Annotated in this window: 14 protein-coding genes; 5 read left to right on the top strand and 9 right to left on the bottom strand. The window is 73.2% G+C overall.

Annotated elements, in window-relative coordinates:
* Window positions 1-14: 14 nt before the first annotated feature.
* Window positions 15-884 (bottom strand): bifunctional methylenetetrahydrofolate dehydrogenase/methenyltetrahydrofolate cyclohydrolase, encoded by an 870-nt coding sequence (locus tag ABD371_RS20670; RefSeq protein ID WP_344478999.1) that lies wholly within the window; start codon window positions 882-884, stop codon window positions 15-17.
* 301 nt (window positions 885-1,185) lie between these two features.
* On the opposite strand from ABD371_RS20670, the gene ABD371_RS20665 reads away from it, so the two are divergent.
* Both ABD371_RS20665 and ABD371_RS20660 read left to right on the top strand, forming a co-directional pair.
* Window positions 1,186-1,767: a hypothetical protein gene (locus ABD371_RS20665; RefSeq protein WP_190121624.1), complete on the top strand. Its 582-nt coding sequence runs from the start codon at window positions 1,186-1,188 to the stop codon at window positions 1,765-1,767.
* Between the two features lie 510 nt (window positions 1,768-2,277).
* The gene (locus ABD371_RS20660) at window positions 2,278-3,711 is read left to right on the top strand and encodes a protein kinase domain-containing protein (RefSeq protein ID WP_344478996.1); all 1,434 of its coding nucleotides are present in this window, start codon (window positions 2,278-2,280) and stop codon (window positions 3,709-3,711) included.
* 103 nt (window positions 3,712-3,814) lie between these two features.
* On the opposite strand, the gene purH is transcribed toward ABD371_RS20660, so the two are convergent.
* Both purH and purN read right to left on the bottom strand, forming a co-directional pair.
* A complete protein-coding gene (gene purH, locus ABD371_RS20655; protein ID WP_344478995.1) occupies window positions 3,815-5,407 on the bottom strand; it encodes a bifunctional phosphoribosylaminoimidazolecarboxamide formyltransferase/IMP cyclohydrolase in 1,593 nt (530 codons plus the stop codon).
* On the bottom strand, window positions 5,404-6,039 hold the full coding sequence (purN, locus tag ABD371_RS20650) for a phosphoribosylglycinamide formyltransferase (RefSeq protein ID WP_344478993.1): 636 nt from the start codon (window positions 6,037-6,039) through the stop codon (window positions 5,404-5,406). The genes purH and purN overlap by 4 nt, the downstream gene beginning before the upstream one ends.
* Before the next feature lie 309 nt (window positions 6,040-6,348).
* Here purN and ABD371_RS20645 point away from each other — a divergent pair, with 309 nt between their 5' ends.
* A complete protein-coding gene (locus ABD371_RS20645) occupies window positions 6,349-7,191 on the top strand; it encodes a hypothetical protein (RefSeq protein ID WP_344478991.1) in 843 nt (280 codons plus the stop codon).
* Here the strand turns inward: ABD371_RS20645 and ABD371_RS20640 are convergent.
* Window positions 7,181-9,130, bottom strand: a complete 1,950-nt coding sequence (locus tag ABD371_RS20640) for a cell division protein PerM (RefSeq protein WP_344478990.1) — start codon at window positions 9,128-9,130, stop codon at window positions 7,181-7,183. The genes ABD371_RS20645 and ABD371_RS20640 overlap by 11 nt on opposite strands.
* A gap of 116 nt (window positions 9,131-9,246) precedes the next feature.
* On the opposite strand from ABD371_RS20640, the gene ABD371_RS20635 reads away from it, so the two are divergent.
* Window positions 9,247-10,848 (top strand): sigma factor-like helix-turn-helix DNA-binding protein, encoded by a 1,602-nt coding sequence (locus tag ABD371_RS20635; protein ID WP_344478988.1) that lies wholly within the window; start codon window positions 9,247-9,249, stop codon window positions 10,846-10,848.
* A 90-nt stretch (window positions 10,849-10,938) separates the two neighbouring features.
* On the opposite strand, the gene sucD is transcribed toward ABD371_RS20635, so the two are convergent.
* From sucD to ABD371_RS20610, 5 genes are all read right to left on the bottom strand, one after another.
* A complete protein-coding gene (gene sucD / locus ABD371_RS20630; RefSeq protein ID WP_190121631.1) occupies window positions 10,939-11,823 on the bottom strand; it encodes a succinate--CoA ligase subunit alpha in 885 nt (294 codons plus the stop codon).
* A gap of 14 nt (window positions 11,824-11,837) precedes the next feature.
* A complete protein-coding gene (gene sucC / locus ABD371_RS20625; RefSeq protein WP_190121632.1) occupies window positions 11,838-13,013 on the bottom strand; it encodes an ADP-forming succinate--CoA ligase subunit beta in 1,176 nt (391 codons plus the stop codon).
* Window positions 13,014-13,273: 260 nt separating this feature from the next.
* Window positions 13,274-14,443: a vWA domain-containing protein gene (locus tag ABD371_RS20620; protein WP_344478986.1), complete on the bottom strand. Its 1,170-nt coding sequence runs from the start codon at window positions 14,441-14,443 to the stop codon at window positions 13,274-13,276.
* A complete protein-coding gene (locus ABD371_RS20615; RefSeq protein ID WP_344478984.1) occupies window positions 14,440-16,914 on the bottom strand; it encodes a DUF5682 family protein in 2,475 nt (824 codons plus the stop codon). Before ABD371_RS20615 ends, ABD371_RS20620 begins: the two co-directional genes overlap by 4 nt.
* Window positions 16,911-18,023, bottom strand: coding sequence for an ATP-binding protein (locus tag ABD371_RS20610; RefSeq protein ID WP_344478982.1), 1,113 nt, complete (start codon window positions 18,021-18,023; stop codon window positions 16,911-16,913). Before ABD371_RS20610 ends, ABD371_RS20615 begins: the two co-directional genes overlap by 4 nt.
* 117 nt (window positions 18,024-18,140) lie before the next feature.
* Here ABD371_RS20610 and ABD371_RS20605 point away from each other — a divergent pair, with 117 nt between their 5' ends.
* Entirely contained in the window at window positions 18,141-19,229 is a 1,089-nt protein-coding gene (locus ABD371_RS20605; RefSeq protein ID WP_344478980.1) for an SWIM zinc finger family protein, read from the top strand.
* Window positions 19,230-19,241: the final 12 nt, after the last annotated feature.

Below are 19,241 nucleotides of genomic sequence, written 5' to 3'. Positions count from 1 at the left end.
GCCTCTCTCCCCGCTCAGCCCGCCGCGCCGACGCCCGCCGCGCGCTCCGCCGCCTCGACCACATTGACCAGCAGCTGCGCACGGGTCATCGGACCGACGCCGCCCGGGTTCGGGGCCACCCAGCCCGCCACCTCGGCGACTCCGGGGTGCACATCCCCCACGATCTTGCCGTTCTCGTCCCGGCTGACGCCCACGTCGAGCACCACCACGCCCGGCTTCAGATCCTCGGGCTTGATCAGATGCGGCACGCCCGCCGCCGCGATGACGATGTCCGCCTGCTTCAGATGCGCGGCGAGGTCCCGCGTACCCGTGTGGCACTGCGTCACGGTGGCGTTCTCGGACTTACGGGTCAGCACCAGCGGCATCGGCCGCCCGATGGTGATGCCGCGACCGACGACGACCACATTCGCGCCGTTGATCTCGACCCCGTGGTGACGGAGCAGCTGGACGATTCCGTACGGGGTGCAGGGCAGCGGGCCCTCGATCCCGAGGACCAGCCGGCCGAGGCTCACCGGGTGCAGGCCGTCCGCGTCCTTCGCCGGGTCCATCAGCTCCAGCACCCGGTTGGCGTCGATGCCCTTGGGCAGCGGCAACTGGACGATGTAGCCGGTGCACTCGGGGTTCTCGTTGAGCTCCCGGACGACCGCCTCGATCTCCTCCTGGGTGGCGGTCTCGGGCAGTTCGCGCTGGATCGACGCCAGGCCGACCTGCGCGCAGTCACGGTGCTTGCCATTGACGTACCAACGGCTGCCCGGGTCGTCCCCGACCAGCAGGGTGCCGAGGCCGGGCGTCACTCCCTTCGCCTTGAGGGCCGCCACACGGGCGGTCAGTTCCGATTTGATCGCGGCTGCGGTGGCCTTGCCATCGAGAATCTGGGCGGTCATGGGCACATCCTCGCGGATGGACCCGTCCCTGTTCCAATCCCGCCCGTTCCAGGGCCTCCCCGGCCCTCCGGCACCGCGTCCGCCCGGCCCCGGGAGGCCGCTCCCGACGGCCCGGCAATGGCCGGAAGAGCAGGTTGCACTTGCACAACACCTTGGGATACCGACTGGACAAAAAGTAAGCGCTAATACCACGATGACCGCTGCAGTGCCGCGGAAAGTCTGGGGGCCAAACCGCTGATCTTGTGACTTCCTCCATTCGGACCGCGCCGTCCCCGCACTTCCCAACGGAGGAATTCGCGCCATGAGCTTCGGCGACCCGAACAACCCCTACGGCCAGCAGCAGCAGGGCGGTCAGCCGGACTACGGCTACCCCCAGCAGGGCCAGCCCCCGGCCCAGCCCGGCTACGGCTACCCGCAGGCCCCGCCGGTCCAGCCCTACGACGGCTTCGGCGGCGCCCCCACCAAGATGCCCGGCAGCGTCAGCGCCGCCCGCGTCATGCTCTACGTGATCGCCGGTTTCCAGGTGATCGGCGCGGTCATCATGTTCCTGAGCGGCGCGGCCATCAGCGCGGCGAAGGACGACCCGGCCCTCAAGGACGACGTCCAGTTCCAGGAGCTGGCCGACCTGTCCAGCGGTGCCGTCTACGGCATCGGCGTCCTCGTGCTGCTGTGGGGCGCGCTCGCCATCTTCCTCGCCGTGAAGTTCGGCAAGGGCGGCAACGGCATACGCATCACCGCCATGGTCTTCGCGATCATCACGGCGATCCTGGGCATCTACCCGTTCATCCTCATCGGTCTGGCCCACACGGTCCTCGCGATCCTCATCGCGGTGTTCGTCGGCAAGTCCGACGGCGGGGCCTGGTTCAACCGCCCGCGTCACTGATCGTCCGGGGTGAAGGCCGCGGCTCACGCTTCCGGGCGAGAGCCGCGGCCTTCCGCGTCTATGGCGATCGATATGCGTTTGTTGTGCGGACGTTTATCGGCGCTTCCTACCGTGGCACCGTGCTCCGAAGAGCGGGAGCCCACGGGAGGAGTGAGCCGTGTACAGCGTCATCGTGGTGCCCCCACCAGCCGGTGGCCGCCGCCGGGCAGCCCCCGGCGCGTCCCCCACCCCGTCCGCCCTGACCGCCCTGTCTGCCCCGTACCCCCTGTCTTCCTCGTACCCCCTGTTCGCCCCGTCCGCCTCGCGGGCGAATCCCCCGGCGAATCCCCACGCTTTCCCCCGCGCTTTCCCCGAACTGTTTCGCGACGCTTTCCCCACCGCGTTCGCCTGGGCGTTCATCCGCGTGTTCACCTGTGTGTCCACCCGTGTGCTCCCCCGTCCGGGCAACGACTCCATGCACCTCTCGCCGCACGCACAGCCGGAAACCGAGCCTGGAGTGGAGCGGGTCCGATGAATTTGCATTTCGACTCACTGGCCCTACCGGTGCCGCCCGGATACCGGGTCGGTCCCTGGGAGGTCCGCGAGCCGCTGGCCTCCGGCGCGTTCGCCACCGTCTACGCCGGCCGCCGTGCCGCGGCCGGCCCGGGCGCGCACGGCACACACGGCACGCCAGGCCTGCCCGGCCTGCCCGCCGAAGTGACGCTCAAGTTCCTGCCCGCCGGGACCCGCACCCCCCGACAGCTCGACCATCTCCGGGAGGTCTCCGCGCGGGAGCCGGAGGTGCTGCGCCGCATCCGGCGGCCCCGGCTGATCCGGATGCACCAGATCCTCACCGTGGACGACCCCGCCGAACCCCTCCTCGACGGCGCGACCGTGGTCGTGCTGGAGCGCGCCGAAAGCTCCCTGGAGAGCCTGCTGCGCCGCTGCCCGCGTCCGGCGGCCGGGCCCGCGCTGCTCGCCCAGATCTGCGAGGGCCTCCATCAGCTGCACCACTCGGGATGGGCGCACGGAGCCCTCAAGCCGGGCAATGTCCTGCTGATGCCCGATCAGAGCGTCCGGCTGGGAGACTTCCACCAGGCGAGCGAGCCGCACGGCGCGCACGGCTACGCGCCCGCCTTCCAGACCACCGACTGGAGCGCCCCGGAACTCCTGTGGGACCGGGCGGGCGAGCGCGACGGGCATCTGCGGGCCGCCGCCGACATCTGGGCGTTCGGCGTCCTCGCCCATCTCGTGCTCACCGGATCGCTGCCGCTGCCCGGGGCCACCCCGGGGGCCCGCAGGGACGCCGCCGTACGGTACGCGCGGGGCGAGGAGGAGCTGCGGCTCTCGGCGGAACTGCCCGGGGAGTGGCGGGAGATCGTCACCCTCTGCCTGGCCCCGGGTCAGGAGGAGCGGGCCGCTCTCGACACCGGGGAGCTGCTGCGGCGGGTCGAGACCGCCGCCGGTGTGCCGGCCTCGCCCCGGCTCCCCCGCCGGTTCGCGGGGCGGCGTCCGGTCGGCCGCCGCCCCGCGCGAAGACGCCGCCGGCGGTCCGACGCCGGACTCCGCTCACCGGTGGGCTGGAGCTCCACGGTCGCGGCCGTCGTGGCGTGCACCCTCATGCTGATCGTGCTCCGGGACACACCGACGGCGGAGGCCGCGGGGTACGACCGGTGCGCCGTCGGCCATGTCTGCTTCTTCAGCGAGGAGGACGGCGAGGGGAAGATGTGCGCCTGGTACGACGACGAACGGGACTGGCACTCCGAGTTCTCCGTCTGCGACTGGGGCCGGGACTCGCCGCCGCGATCCGTGCTGAACAACGGATATGTCGACGATCTGCCCGGGGCCCACTACTTCGAGAAGAAGGACTTCGAAGAACCGGTGGGCTGTCTCCAGCCCCTGGAACGGCGGAACCTCAAGGGTGAGGTGCTGATCCGCTCGGTGAAGTGGCTGCCCAGCTGCTGAGCCGTCGGGTCACGGAGACCGGGGCGGGCGGCGATGTCCTCCCACTCGCCGCCCGCCCCACCACCCGGTGAACTCGGTGAACCTCGGTGAACCTCGGCGAACCTCAGTGGAAGAAGTGGCGCGTGCCCGTGAAGTACATGGTCACGCCCGCCTTCTTCGCCGCCTCGACGACCTGCTCGTCACGGACCGAGCCGCCCGGCTGGACCACGGCCTTGACGCCCGCGGCCGTCAGGATCTCCAGCCCGTCGGGGAACGGGAAGAACGCGTCGGACGCGGCGTACGAGCCGCGCGCCCGCTCCTCGCCCGCGCGCTCCACCGCGAGCTTCGCGGAGTCGACGCGGTTGACCTGCCCCATGCCGACGCCGACCGAGCCGCCGTCCTTGGCGAGCAGGATCGCGTTGGACTTGACCGCGCGGCACGCCCGCCAGGCGAAGGCGAGCTCGGCCAGCTCATCGGCGTTCAGCGCGTCGCCGGTGGCCAGCGTCCAGTTCGCCGGGTCGTCGCCCGGGGCCTGGAGCCGGTCGGTGATCTGCACCAGCGCGCCGCCGTCGATCGGCTTGGCCTCGGCCGTGGAGGAGGGCGCGTCGGGGCTGCGCAGCACCCGGATGTTCTTCTTGCGGGCGAGCACCTCGACCGCGCCGTCCTCGTACGCCGGGGCCACGATCACCTCGGTGAAGATCTCCGCGACCTGCTCGGCCAGCTCGACCGAGACCGGACGGTTGACGGCGATCACGCCGCCGAACGCGGACAGCGGGTCGCAGGCGTGCGCCTTGCGGTGCGCCTCGGCGACATCCGCGCCGACCGCGATGCCGCAGGGGTTGGCGTGCTTGATGATCGCCACGCACGGCTCGGCGTGGTCGTACGCGGCACGGCGCGCGGCGTCCGTGTCCGTGTAGTTGTTGTACGACATCTCCTTGCCGTGGAGCTGCTCGGCGGCGGCGAGACCGGCGTTGCTCCCGCTCACGTACAGCGCCGCGCCCTGGTGCGGGTTCTCGCCGTAGCGCAGCACATTGGAGCGCTCGTAGGTGACGCCCACGAAGTCGGGGAAGCCGGACTCGTCGGCGGGGGCGTAGGCGGAGGCGAACCACCCGGCGACGGCCACGTCGTACGCGGCGGTGTGCTGAAACGCTTCGGCGGCGAGACGCTTGCGGGCGGCCAGGTCGAAGCCGCCGTCCCGGACGGCCGCGAGGACGTCCGCGTACCGCCCGGGGCTGGTGACGACCGCGACCGAGGGGTGGTTCTTGGCGGCGGCGCGGACCATCGAGGGGCCGCCGATGTCGATCTGCTCGACGCACTCGTCCGGGGACGCGCCGGAGGCGACGGTCTCACGGAAGGGGTAGAGGTTGACGATCACCAGGCCGAAGGGCTCGACGCCCAGTTCCGCCAGCTGCTCACGGTGCGAGTCGAGCCGGAGATCGGCGAGGATCCCGGCGTGGACGCGCGGGTGCAGCGTCTTGACCCGGCCGTCCAGGCACTCGGGGAAGCCGGTCAGCTCCTCGACCTTGGTGACCGGCACCCCGGCGGCGGCGATCCGCCCGGCGGTCGAGCCGGTGGAGACCAGTTCCACGCCCGCCTCGTGCAGACCCCGGGCGAGATCCTCCAGACCCGTCTTGTCATACACGCTGACCAGCGCTCGCCGGATGGGCCGCTTCCCGGCCTCGGCGGCCACGGCGGCCTCAGTAGCGTCAACAGTCACGGGAAAACTACCTTTCGTCCCTCAATGCGATAGCCGTTACGGGCCAGACGCCCCACGACCTCGACGAGCAGCGCTCGCTCGACATCCTTGATGCGCTCATGGAGAGCGGCTTCATCGTCCGCGTCCCGGATCCCGATCGCGCGCTGGGCGATGATCGGGCCGGTGTCGACACCGTCGTCGACGAAGTGGACGGTGCACCCGGTGACCTTGGCTCCGTACGCGAGCGCGTCACGCACTCCGTGGGCACCGGGAAAACTGGGCAGCAGGGCGGGGTGCGTATTGACCACCCGTCCGCCGAAACGGGCGAGGAACTCCTTGCCCACGATCTTCATGAAGCCGGCCGAGACCACCAGATCCGGTGCGTACGCGGCGGTCGCGTCGGCCAGCGCGCGGTCCCAGTCGTCACGCGAGGCGTGGTCCTTCACCCGGCAGACAAACGTCGGCAGCCCGGCGCGCTCGGCGCGCTCCAGACCGGCGATGCCGCTCCGGTCCGCCCCGACGGCGACGACACGGGCCCCGAAGCCCTCGGGGTCGGCGGCGACGGCGTCCAGGATGGCCTGGAGATTGGTGCCGGAGCCGGAGACCAGGACGACCAGGCGTGCGGGACCGGTGGAGGAGGGCGGGGAGGCCACGGCGGGTCTCTTTCTCGCGTGCGGAAGGCGGGTGTTTCGGGTGTCTCTCGCGATGTTCCGTGCGTGGGTTCCGCCGCGATCGCGGAAGCCGGCGCATTTGTATGGTCGTACGAATAGCTCGTGTTCCCCGATACGGGGAACTCTACGAAGAGGCCGACCGTCAGCAACGATACCGGCACACGGGACGGCCCCCACGGGACGGGGGCGTGGCCGGGAGGTAGCGTCAGGGGACAACGGCCCGTCTCCCGACGGGATCCACGACACAAGACCCACCGCGCACCACGGGTCTGAGGGGAAGACGTTCACCAGATGCCGGACCGACGCCGCCGTACGGACCTCCTGTTGCCGCGGGAGCGCCAGTCCACCGACGACAACAACCCCTTCGCACCGCCGCCCGAGGGGAAGCCGGACCAGCCGTGGCAGCCCCGGCAGCCCTCCGGCGGCTCCTCCGACCAGTCGGGCTCCGGTTCGGGGTCCGGTTCCGGTTCCGGTTCGGGGTCCGGCCCCGGGTCTTCCGACGGTTCCCCGGACTCCTCGGGCGACCGGGGCGGGCGGGGCGGCTGGGGCAGTCAGTGGAGCAGCCGCCAGCCGGGCCGCTCATCGGGCGGCTTCGGCGGCCGCCCCGGGCAGAACGGATCCAACGGCGGCCAGCAGGGCCCCAACGGCTCGCCCTCGGGGCTGCGCTGGGACCCGACCGACCCGGCCCAGCGCCGCGCGCGGTACGCGCTGCTCTCGGGCATGTGGGCGTTCTTCTTCGCGATCTTCGACTTCACCGAGATCGCGCTGCTGCTGGGCGCGCTGGCGCTGTACTGGTCGATCAGCTCCCTGCGGGCGAAGGGCGAGCGGCCCGCGGGCGGCGACGCCAAGGCCGCTCCCGCGCCGTCGGCCGGGCCGGCCGCCGCCGGCGGCTCCGCGGGCTCCTCCGGCAACGGCGGCGGCCGGCTCTCGAACCGCTCCCAGCGGACGGCGGCCATCACCGGTCTGGTGATGGGTGCCATCGCGCTGGGGATCGTGGCCGCCGCCTTCACCGCGCAGCTGGTCTACCGCGACTTCTACACCTGCGAGCGGGACGCCCTGACGAAGGACGCCCAGCTCTCCTGCAACGAGAAGCTGCCCGAGCCGCTGCGGGACGTCATCGGCGTCACCGAGTAGCCGTCCCGTCCCCGGGAGCGCCCGGCCACGGGCTCGCCGGGGCGGCCCACGGCCGGTCGGCACCGGCTGCGGCGGCCTCCGGTCCGGGTTCCGTTGGGGATTCCGGATCGGAATCCGGATCGGAATCCGGCTCGGCTTCAGATCCGTCTTTCGGTTCGGCTCCCGCCGGGCTCTGGGCGAGTGCCCGCCCGGGATCCGCCGGAGCCTCGCCGGACCGGCCGGGGCCGACGGGGCCGGTTCCGGTGACCGGAATGGGCTGCTGCGCCGATTCCGCTTCCGCCGTTTTCCCGGCCGGGTCCGACGGGGCGGCGGAAGGTTCCGCGTACGGATGCGGGCGCGGGCACCGGTCCTCGGCGGGGTCGTCCGAGGCCCGCGCGTGCTCCACCGCCACCACCGGGTCCGGGTCCACCGCCACCTCCGGGTCCGGGTGGGCGATCCGGTCCGGGGCCAGGATCAGGTCCAGCCCCAGATCGCCGTCCCGCTCCGGGGCGGGACCCCGGTCCGAGGGCGAGGGGCGCTCCGGCAGAAAGTCGTACTCCTCGAAGGGCTCCTTCGCCCCGGCCCCACCCGAGCGCGCCCGCCCGCGCCGGGGCACCCCCGGCAGCCGCCCCTCGCGCCGCAGCCGCAGCCGGCCGCGCCGCACCCCGGCCCCCGCGCCGTACCCGGTGACCACGCGCCAGATCCGCACCCCCACCGCCACCGGGACGGCGATCAGCGCCGACCAGCAGAGCGCCGCCGCGCCCGTCAGCCACCACACCGGACCGAACGCCGCCAGCCGTTCCGTGCCCATCGGGCCGCCCGCGACCGCCGCGAGCGCCGCCATCAGCACCGCGCAGCCGACCGCGCCCAGCAGCGCGGCGCGCGCGGTCTCCCGATTGCTCCAGGCGCTCTCGCGTTCGCCGTACCGGGGCGCGGCGCGATCCGCCGTGAACCAGGCGATCACCAGCGCCGCCAGCACGGGGACGGCGACGGAAGCCCAGTTCAGCGGTGTTCCCGGGCCCTCCGCCGGAATCGCGGCGACCAGCGGGAAGCCGGGCAGCGCGGGATCGCCGGTCAGCGCCAGCGGGGTCGCCGTGGAACCCGTACCGAGCGCGAAGCCGGGCCCGAGCCCGTACGCCGCACCCCACACCGCCGCGTTGGGCACCAGCGCGATCCCCAGCAGCAGCACCGCGAACCGCCCCGACCAGGTCCCCGAGAGATGCAGAAACGAATCCTGGGCAGCGTCCGCGTGCCAGACCAGCGCCGAGGCGACGAGCAGCGCGCCGCCGCCGAGCAGCACCAGCGCACCGGCGGCGGCCGAGCGCAGCGCGACGGTCACCCGGGTGCGGGCCAGCCGTACCCGGGCCGGGCCCGGCAGCCACGGGGGCAGCGGGCCGCCCGGACTGTGACTCGCCGTCCACACCCCCGCCACCGCGCAGCCCACGGTCACCAGCGGCAGCCGCAGCAGCGCGCTCAGCGGATCGGCCGCCGGTGAGCCGCCGGTCGCGTAGAGCGTGACCACCGCGCCGACCAGCAGATATCCCGCGCTCACCGCACACACCGCGCCCCAGGGCGCGGGCCGTGGCCGCCGTCCGTCCGCGTCCGGCACCAGTCCGTCGCGCGCGGCCCGGACGATCAGCCACCCCGGGAGCACCACCAGCAGCAGCGGCACCAGACCGACCGGGGCCGGCTGCCCGGAGAGGGTTCCCTCCCGCACCAGCTCGGTGCCGTGGGCCAGCAGCCAGAACGCTGCCGCGACGTGCAACGCCCCGTCAGGACCGTTGTCCGGGTACGGCGAACTGATCCACACCCCCATCACCAGCACGGCGAACGCGCCGAGCCCGAGTCCCGCCGCGGTCGCCCCCCGTACAAGGCAGGCGACCAGAGCGGCTCGGCGACCGCCCTGCACAAGGACCGGAGTCTGCGAGTACGGGGGGCCGTGATCGGTCGTCTGGGTCACGCGGCCATGCTGCCAACGACACGCGCTCTATCCATGTAACGGGCGAATAGCCGTTGTGTCGCTCAAGATACGTTTATGTACTTTTACGCCGAGTGCAGCGCTTCGGGGAGTCCTTCATGACCCAGAGCACCACCCACTCCGCTTCCAGCCCTCCACTGCCCTCCCCCAAGGAACGGCGCAGGCTGCGCGAGGCGAAGTCCATGAGCGAACAGGAAGTCGCGGCGGCGGTGGGCGTCACCAAAGCGACCGTCCGCGCCTGGGAGACGGGCCGCAGCGAGCCCAGAGGCCGCCGTCGCGAGGCGTACGCGAAGCTGCTGGGGATCGCCTCCGGCGGCCGAGCCGCGGAGGAGACGGGTGCCGCCGCCGACGCCGAGGGCCACCCCTTGGCCGGGACCGGGACCGGGACCGGGACCGGGACCGGGCTTCCGGCCGAGGCCGGGGGCGTGCCCCTGCCGGAGACCGCCACCGGGACCGGGATCAGGACCGGGGCCACGGCCGTCTCCCGGGTCAGGGCCGTGGCCGAACCCGAGGCCGAACCCGGTGCCGGTGCCGGTGCCGGGGTCGGGCTTCCGACCGGGGCGGAGCCCGGCACCAAGGCCAGTACGCCGGTCAGGGCGGTGTCCGAGGCCGGGCTTCGGGCCCAGCCCCCTCCCGGGGCAGCGCCTGAGGCCGGGGCCGAAGTGAAGCCCGTCGCCGGGGCCCCGGTCAGCGCGTCGACCAGGGCGATGCCGGGGACCGGGCCGCAGGCCCAGCCTCCCGCCGAGGCCGTGCCCGGGGCCGGAACCGGAGCTGCTGCCGCCGAGACCGGGGCCGAGCGGGCGCACGCCGGAGACCGGGTGGCCCGGCCGACACCACCCGAACGGGGGAAGCGGCCGACGTGGGCCGAGCGGGAGCCGGAGCGGCCCCGGGCGCCCGGGGAGCCGACGCCGTCCGAGGCGTTCGACGCGTTGTACGCGCATGCCGCCCCCGCCCTCGTACGCCAGGCCTTTCTGCTCTCCGGGCGGCGCGGGCTCTCGCACGAGGCCGTCGAACGCGCCTTCCACATCGCCTGGCAGAACTGGCCGGAGGTCGCCCGCGACCGGGATCCGGTGGGGTGGGTGCGGGCCGCCGCGTACGAGTTCGCGATGTCGCCCTGGCAGCGGCTGCGGCGCGTCCACCGGCACCCGGACTCCCCGCCGCTGGAGCGTGAGCAGCGCGCGCTGCTCGACGCGCTGCTGGAGCTGCCGCCCCCGTACCGCCGGACGCTGGTGCTCTACGACGGGCTGGGCCTGGATCTGCCCGAGACGGCGGCGGAGACCGAGGCGAGCACTCCGGCGGCGGCCAACCGGGTGCTGCACGCGCGCGACGCCATCGCGCGGCGGCTGCCGGAGGTGAACTCGCCCGAGGAACTGCACCGGCGGCTGGCCGCTCTCGCCGACGCCTGCCCGCCCCCGCAGCCGGTGCCCGCCCGTTCGGTGCGGGAGGGCAGTGAGCGGCTGGTGTGGTTCTGGACGCGGACCGCGCTCACCGTCACCGCGCTGATCATCGGGGCGACCGGCTTCACGCTGGCCACCGCGCCGAGCCAGTACGAACCGGAGGTCGCTCCGGGGCAGCGGGTCGAGGGCATCCCGGCGCACGCCGGGCCACAGCCGCTGACCGACCGGGGCAGAGAGCTGCGGGAGCGGCTGCTGTCCGAGCCGGCGCACGGCCCGGGGCGGCTGGTGCCGCGGATTCCGTGACAGACGCGTCCGGGCCCGCACCCCCGGTGAGGGGGCGCGGGCCCGGACGCGTTTTACCGCTCTGTCTCGCCTGTACTACTGACGGCGGTGTCAGCCGTTGAGCAGCTCACGCGCCAGCTTGGCCGTCTCGGTCGGAGTCTTGCCGACCTTGACGCCCGCGGCCTCAAGGGCCTCCTTCTTGGCCTGCGCGGTACCGGAGGAGCCCGACACGATGGCGCCGGCGTGGCCCATGGTCTTGCCCTCGGGGGCGGTGAAGCCCGCGACGTAACCGACGACCGGCTTGGTGACGTTCGCCTTGATGAAGTCGGCGGCACGCTCCTCGGCGTCGCCGCCGATCTCGCCGATCATCACGATCAGCTCGGTGTCCGGGTCGGCCTCGAAGGCGGCCAGGGCGTCGATGTGGGTGGTGCCCACGACCGGGTCGCCACCGATGCCGACGGCCGAGGAGAAGCCGATGTCACGCAGCTCGTACATCATCTGGTAGGTCAGCGTGCCGGACTTGGAGACCAGTCCGATACGGCCGGGCTTGGTGATGTCGCCCGGGATGATGCCGGCGTTGGACTGACCGGGGGTGATCAGACCGGGGCAGTTCGGACCGATGATCCGGGTCTTGTTGCCCTTGCTGATGGCGTACGCCCAGAAGGCGGCCGAGTCGTGGACCGCGATGCCCTCGGTGATGACGACGGCGAGCGGGATCTCGGCGTCGATCGCCTCGATGACGGCGGCCTTGGAGAAGGCCGGCGGCACGAAGAGGACGGAGACGTCGGCCCCGGTCTTCTCCATCGCCTCGGCGACCGTGCCGAATACCGGTACCTCGGTGCCGTCGAAGTCGACCGTCGTACCGGCCTTGCGCGGGTTCACACCGCCGACGATGTTGGTGCCGTCACCCAGCATGAGCTTGGTGTGCTTCATGCCCGTGGCACCGGTCATGCCCTGGACAATGACCTTGCTGTCCTTGGTCAGGAAGATAGCCATGGTGGTCTGATCCCTTACTTCGCCGCGAGCTCGGCGGCCTTGTCGGCCGCGCCGTCCATGGTGTCCACGCGCTGCACGAGCGGGTGGTTGGCGTCGGAAAGGATCTTGCGACCCAGCTCCGCGTTGTTGCCGTCGAGGCGCACGACGAGGGGCTTGGTGACGTCCTCGCCCTTCGCCTTCAGCAGCTCCAGAGCCTGGACGATGCCCTTGGCGACCTCGTCGCAGGCGGTGATGCCGCCGAAGACGTTGACGAAGACGGACTTGACGTCCGGGTCGCCGAGGATGATCTCCAGGCCGTTCGCCATGACCTCGGCGGAAGCGCCGCCGCCGATGTCGAGGAAGTTGGCGGGCTTGACGCCGCCGTGGTTCTCACCGGCGTAGGCGACGACGTCGAGGGTCGACATGACCAGACCCGCGCCGTTGCCGATGATGCCGACCTCGCCGTCGAGCTTGACGTAGTTGAGGTTCTTGGCCTTGGCGGCGGCCTCGAGCGGGTTCGCCGCGGCCTTGTCCTCGAGCGCCTCGTGCTCCGGCTGGCGGAAGTCGGCGTTCTCGTCGAGGGAGACCTTGCCGTCGAGCGCGATGACGCGGCCGTCGGCAACCTTGGCCAGCGGGTTGACCTCGATGAGGAGGGCGTCCTCGGCGATGAAGGTCTTCCAGAGGGTCACCAGGATGTCGGCGACCTGGTCGGCGACCTCCGCCGGGAACTTCGCGGCTGCGACGATCTCGCGCGCCTTCTCCAGGCCGACGCCCTCATTGGCGTTGACCGGGATCTTCGCGAGGGCCTCGGGCTTGTTGGCCGCGACCTCCTCGATGTCCATGCCGCCCTCTACGGAGGCCATGGCCAGGAAGGTGCGGTTGGTGCGGTCGAGGAGGTACGAGACGTAGTACTCCTCGGCGATGTCGGGCGCGGTCTCCGCCAGCATGACCTTGTGGACCGTGTGGCCCTTGATGTCCATGCCGAGGATCTGACCGGCCTTCTCGACCGCGTCATCCGGGCTGGAGGCCAGCTTCACGCCGCCGGCCTTGCCGCGGCCGCCGACCTTCACCTGCGCCTTGACGACCGAACGGCCGCCGAGACGCTCGGTCACCGCGCGCGCCGCCTCAGGCGTGTCGATGACTTCACCGGCCAGCACCGGTACACCGTGCTTGGCGAAGAGATCCCTCGCCTGGTACTCGAACAGGTCCACGCGCGTCCGTCCCTTTTCTGATGATCGCGGTTCGTTTTCTGCGTGGGCGTGCCGCGAAGGGCAACGTGACTGCGATGTCACAAGGGAGGCGCGCACGGTGTCCGGGCACGCGGCATGTCCGCCTCGCAGAGTATCCCCGTGGCCCGTACCTCCCTAAATCCCAGCTCACACATCAGTGGTGAGAACGGTCACAGATGCGAAAGGGGCCTCGGGCCTGCGATCCGAATATTCACGCCCCGGGAGGACCGCGGAGACCACGATCAGGGATCGGGCACGGGCAGCGGGCGCTTCTCGATCGCGGCGGCCATGACCTCGGGGAAGAGATCCGGTGTACAGGCGAACGCGGGAACGCCCAGGGCGGCGAGGGCTGCCGCGTGCTCCTTGTCGTAGGCGGGCGTGCCTTCGTCGGAGAGCGCCAGCAGCGTGACGAACCGCACTCCGGACGCCTTCATCGCCGCCACCCGCTTGAGCATCTCGTCCCGTATCCCGCCCTCGTACAGATCGCTGATCAGCACGAGGACGGTCTCGGCGGGCCTGGTGATCCGCGACTGGCAGTGGGCGAGGGCGCGGTTGATGTCGGTGCCGCCGCCGAGCCGGGTGCCGAAGAGCACGTCGACCGGGTCGTCCAGCCGGTCGGTGAGGTCCACGACCGAGGTGTCGAAGACGACGAGCCGGGTGTGGAGGGAGGGCATGGAGGCGAGGACCGCGCCGAAGACGGCGGCGTGGACGACGGAGGCGGCCATGGAGCCCGACTGGTCCACACAGAGCACCACGTCCTTGCGCACGGACCGGGACGCCCGCCCGTGGCCGATGAGCCGCTCGGGCACGACGGTGCGGAACTCGGGCACATAGTTCTTGAGGTTGGCCCGGACGGTGCGGTCCCAGTCGATGTCCCGGTGGCGGGGCCGGCTGGTCCTGGCGGACCGGTCGAGGGCCCCGGTGAGGGCGGAGCGGGTGCGGGTGGCGAGTCGCTTCTCCAGCTCGGCGACGACTTTGCGCACCACGGCGCGGGCGGTCTCCCTGGTGGTCTCGGGCATGGCCCTGTTGAGCGAGAGCAGGGTGCCGACGAGCTGGACGTCGGGCTCGACGGCGTCCAGCATCTCGGGCTCCAGGAGCAGGCGGGAGAGGCCGAGCCGGTCGATGGCGTCGCGCTGCATGACCTGGACGACGGAGCCGGGGAAGTAGCGGCGGATGTCGCCGAGCCAGCGGGCGACGGAGGGCGCGGACGCCCCGAGCCCGCCGGCGCGGCCCCGGCCGCCGGTGCTCCCGGGCGCTTCCTGACCGCCGTAGAGGGCGGTCAGGGCTCCGTCGACGGCCAGGTCCGTCCCGGTGAGCGGGCGGCCGGTGCCGTCGGCCGGGCCCCCTCCGAGTACCAGCCGCCACCTTCGCACCCGCTCGTCCGGGTCCGTCCGCTCCGCCGTCCGGCTCATGCTCTCGCCTCCGTCTGTTCGCCGTGCGCGCCGCAGTGGCTGATGTCATGGGTAACGCCGATACCGGTGCCGGTGCCGGCGCTGGTGCTGGTGCCGGCGCCGAGGAGAAGCCGGAGCACCGGCAGTACGGCGTCGGCCCGCTCCTCGTGGAGACCCGGGCCGAAACCGGGGGCCGCCGCGGCGACGGGCCGGACCGGACCGCCGGCGGGGTCGGCCGCGCCGCGCCGGACCAGCTCGCCCAGGGTGTGCCGGACGGCGGGCTCATAGGCGGAGAAGGTGCGGCGCAGCAGCGGCAGGATGTCGGTGAACGCCTCGGCGGAGATTCCGGTGAGCCAGTCGTCGACCAGGGAGCGCAGCCGTTCGTCGTGGATCAGGAGCATCCCGCCGCCGGAGGTTCCCCCGACGAAGCCCTCCGTCCAGGCGGCGGCGTCGGCGGGCGGGGTGCCGGCCGAGAGCGCGAGGCTCATGTGTCCGGCGGCCTCCTCCTCGTCGAGCCGGCCGTCGTCGAGGAGGATCCGGGCGGCTCTGCCGCGTATGACCCCGGGCACCGTGTCCCGCGCGGCGAGCCGGTGGAGTGCGGAGCCCCAGCGCTCGGTGATCTTCGAGGAATCGGGGAGCAGGCCCATCGCGGCGTGGACGGCGTCGAGATGGCCCCGCATCCGGTCCGCGCCGTCCGCGTCGAGGCCGGTGCAGGCGGGTGGCAGGCCGACGCAGATCCGTTCGGCGAGGCCGGCCGCGACCTCCGCGAGGGCGGTGGTGTCGGTGGCGCGGACGTCCCCGTACCGCAGTGAGCGGGCCAGGGCGGGGAGGGCCAGGGCCAGCTGTCCCACGTCGGTGCCGAGCGCGGCGCGGTCGGCGAGCGCGCGCATGACGACGGGCAGGGCGTCGGTGAGTCCGGCGAGCAGGCACTGCTCGGCGAGGGTGGTGAGATCGGCGAGGTCGGTCGTGCCGAGGGCCCGGTGCTCCGCCCTGGCCGTGGCGGCGGAGCGCACCGTGGTGCCCCACGATCCGGCTTCGGCGACCCTGATGTGCAGTTCGGGGTCCCAGCGCAGCCGCCAGCTCTCCCGGAAGGTGCCGGTGCTCCCCCGGCCCGCGAAGGGTTCGCCCCAGCCGACGGAGAGCAGCCGGAGCCGGTGCAGCAGCCGGCTCCTGGCGGCGTCGGTCTCCTTGCGGAGGTCCAGTTCCAGTTCGCGCGCCAGCGCCTCGGGTCTGAGCCGCAGCGAGCGCTGCGAGCGGCTGAGGTCCCGCTGGAGGGGGACGGCGGGCGCATCGGGCGGGACTTCGCCGAGGGCGTCCCCGACGATCAGCCGGTCGCGGACGAGGTCGAGCGGGACGTCGGAGCCGTCGCACATGACCGCCCGGACGGCGTCGGTGGTCTCGGTGAGACCGGGGACGGGACGGCCGCGCAGGGCGGCGAGGGTCTCGGCGAGCCGGACGGCCTCGATGACATGGGCGGAGGAGACTGTCAGGTCCTCGTCGCGCAGCAGCCCGGCGATCTTGGTCATCCAGCGTTCGACGGGGCGGTCGGGGGCCAGGAAGAGGTGCTCGTACCACCCGGGGGAGTCGATTCCCGCGCCGTAACCGCTGTGGCGGGCGAGTCTGCGATGGGTCCAGGGGACCCAGGTGATCTCGGTCTTGACCTTGGGGAGCCCTGTGAGGAGGGCTCTGTCGGCGGCGACGGTGGTCCGCCGGCGGAGCGCGGGCACGTGCCAGGCTCCGCAGACGACGGCCACCCGGTCCCCGAACTCCTTGTGGGCGGAGCGGAGCCGAAGCCTCATATGGGCTTCCCGGACGAGGTCCCGGTGGTGGCCTCCGTGGCCGTGGGCCGCTCGCAGCTCGTGCATGGCTTCGGCGAGGGCGGCGAAGGGCGCGAGGGGGTCGCCTCCGCCGAGTCCCCCCCGGTGCTCGACGACGTCCTCCCACCACCGCTCGGGGTCGTCGTGTCCGGCGGTCTCGGCGAGCACCGTGAGCGGGTCGGTCCGGACGCCGTCGGCCGCCCGCCCCTCCCCGATCCCCCGGGGCACCGCGTCCCACCCCGGGTCGGGGACGGCGTCCCCTTCGGGGTCCCCCGCCGGCCGGCGGGCCGGGCGCGCCGCTCGCGGGAGAGTGGCGCGGGGTGCCTCCGGGCGGTTCCCGTCCCCGGCCTGCGGCGTCGCGAGCGAGTTCGCCGCCGGGAGGTCGATGAAGCGCACCGGGACCCCCCGCCCCAGCGCCCAGCGGATCGCGGCCCACTCCGGGGAGAACGCGGCCAGCGGCCAGAACGCGGCCCTGCTCGGCTCGTCCACCGCGTGGGCCAGCAGCGCGACCGGAGGCCGCATTCGCTCGTCCGCCGCCAGAGCGATCAGCGCGTCGCCCTCCGGCGGGCCCTCGATCAGCACCGCCTCGGGTGCTGCCGCCTCCAGCGCGGCCCGCACCGCACGCGCCGAGCCCGGTCCGTGGTGCCGCACTCCGAGCAGCAGGGGGCCGTTCACCCGCTCACCTCCCGGCACGCGCGGTAGAAGTCCTGCCAGCCGTCCCGCTCGCGGACCACCGTCTCCAGATACTCCTGCCAGACGACGCGGTCGGCCGCCGGGTCGCGCACCACCGCGCCGAGGATCCCGGCCGCGACGTCCGCCGGCCTCAGCACCCCGTCGCCGAAGTGCGCGGCGAGCGCCAGCCCTCCGGTGACGACGGAGATCGCCTCGGCCGTGGAGAGGGTGCCGGAGGGCGTCTTGATCCTGGTGCGGCCGTCGGCCGAGACACCGCCCCGGAGTTCCCTGAAGACGGTGACGACGCGTCTGATCTCCTCGAGCCCTTCGGGGGCCGGGGGCAGATCGAGCGAGCGGCCGATCTGGCCGACGCGCCGGGAGACGATGTCGACCTCCGCCTCGGGCGTCGCGGGCAGCGGCAGCACGACGGTGTTGAAGCGGCGGCGGAGCGCTCCGGAGAGGTCGTTGACCCCCCGGTCCCGGTCGTTGGCCGTGGCGATGAGGTTGAATCCGCGCACCGCCTGGACCTCCTGCCCCAGTTCGGGCACCGGGAGGGTCTTCTCGGACAGGATCGTGATCAGGCTGTCCTGCACATCCGCGGGGATCCGGGTCAGCTCCTCGACCCGCGCGGTCATGCCCTCGGACATGGCGCGCATCACGGGACTGGGCACCAGCGCCTCGCGGCCGGGGCCGTGGGCGAGCAGCCGCGCGTAGTTCCAGCCGTAGCGGATCGCCTCTTCGGGCGTGCCCGCCGTGCCCTGGACCAGCAGGGTCGAGTCGCCGCTGACGGCGGCGGCGAGGTGCTCGGAGACCCAGGTCTTGGCGGTGCCGGGCACCCCGAGGAGAAGCAGCGCCCGGTCCGTGGCGAGCGTGGTGACGGCGACCTCCACGATCCGGCGCGGTCCCACGTACTTGGGTGTGATCACGGTGCCGTCCGGCAGCACGCCGCCCAGCAGATAGGTGGAGACGGCCCACGGAGAGAGCAGCCACCCGGCCGGCCGGGGACGGTCGTCGGCCTGGGCGAGTGCTCGCAGTTCGTCCGCGAAGGCGTCTTCCGCATGGGGCCTCAGGGCCTCGGCTCCGGTGCCCACAGAGGTTTTGGACGCAGTCATGCCTCCCCCTTCAGATCGCTCGATCCGATGTGCTTCCACACTGCACCACGCCACTGACAATCGACCGTCCGCGCAGGTCAGGGCCGATTGTCAGTGGTGGCACCTAACGTCGTGGGCATGTTGCGATCGAGCGGGGGACAGCCCCCGGACCCTGCCGCCCCCGGGGCTCGCGGGTCCTCGGAGCCGTTGCCGCCGACGGCTTCTGACCCGGCGTCACGCGATGCCGGGCCGGGCGCGGGGCGGTCCGGGAGGTCCGCCGATCCCGAGGCGGCCGCGCGCAGGGCGCAGCGGCGGGCCGAGCGGATCACCGCCGGGGCGACGGAGCTGGAGCGGCGGCTGGCGGATCTGCTGCGCGGTGGCCTGGCGGAGGCCGAGCGGTCGGGTCGAGGGCTGTGGGAGGAGACGGCGGCCCGCATGGTCGACGCCCAGGCCCCGGGGCTGGCCGCGCGGGTGCGGGAGCTGGGCTCGCTCCCCGGCTCCGGTCCCGGCTGGCCGGTGCGGCTGCTGGAGGAGTGCGCGCTGACCCATCTGCTGGACTCCGCCTGGCTGGGCGTCGACCGGCTGCCGGAGCCGCTGGCCGCGACGGTGCGCGCGAGGGTCGGCCTCACCGCGCCCGCCGCCGGCCGGCCGGTCCACGACCATTGGCTGGTCCTCGCTCAGTGCGACTCGTCCGACGGAAAGATCGTCACCCGCCGTATCTGGGTGTACGGGCGGGAGTCGGGGCGCGTCGCGCTGCTGCTGTCCTTCGGCGCGGGGGGCGGCTCTCCCCGGCTGGCGCTGCCGGTGGGCATGGCCGTCGAGGCCTGGCTCACCCCCCATCTGGGGGGCGGCGGGCTCCGGGCGGAGCTGGGCGAGCCGGTGGGGCCGCCCGTCCCGGTCGACGCGCCGCCGCGCGGCGGCCCGGTGTCGGCGGCGCTGGACGCGTATGGGCACGCGCTGCGGGCGGATCCCTGGCTGGACGCCTGGCCGGTGACCCTGGCGGAGGTGATACCCGTCCCGCACGGCGGTGGCTGGCAGTTGGCGGACGCGGCCGGCGGGGACGCGCTGCCCGTCGCGCCCGCCGCGCTCTCCCGCCCCGGGCTGTGGAGGCTCGCGGCGCTCTCCGGCGGCGGCCCGGTGACGGTGTTCGGCGAGTGCGGTCACCGGGGTGTGACCCCGCTGACCGCGTGGTCGGGGGACGGCCCGGAGGCGGTGCCCCTCGTCTGACCCGCCCCGGCC

Origin of the sequence: Streptomyces amakusaensis (assembly GCF_039532665.1) — a bacterium.
GTDB lineage: Bacteria > Actinomycetota > Actinomycetes > Streptomycetales > Streptomycetaceae > Streptomyces > Streptomyces amakusaensis.
The sequence above is the reverse complement of the archived record's forward strand: the minus strand, read 5'-3'. Positions and strand labels throughout refer to the sequence as shown.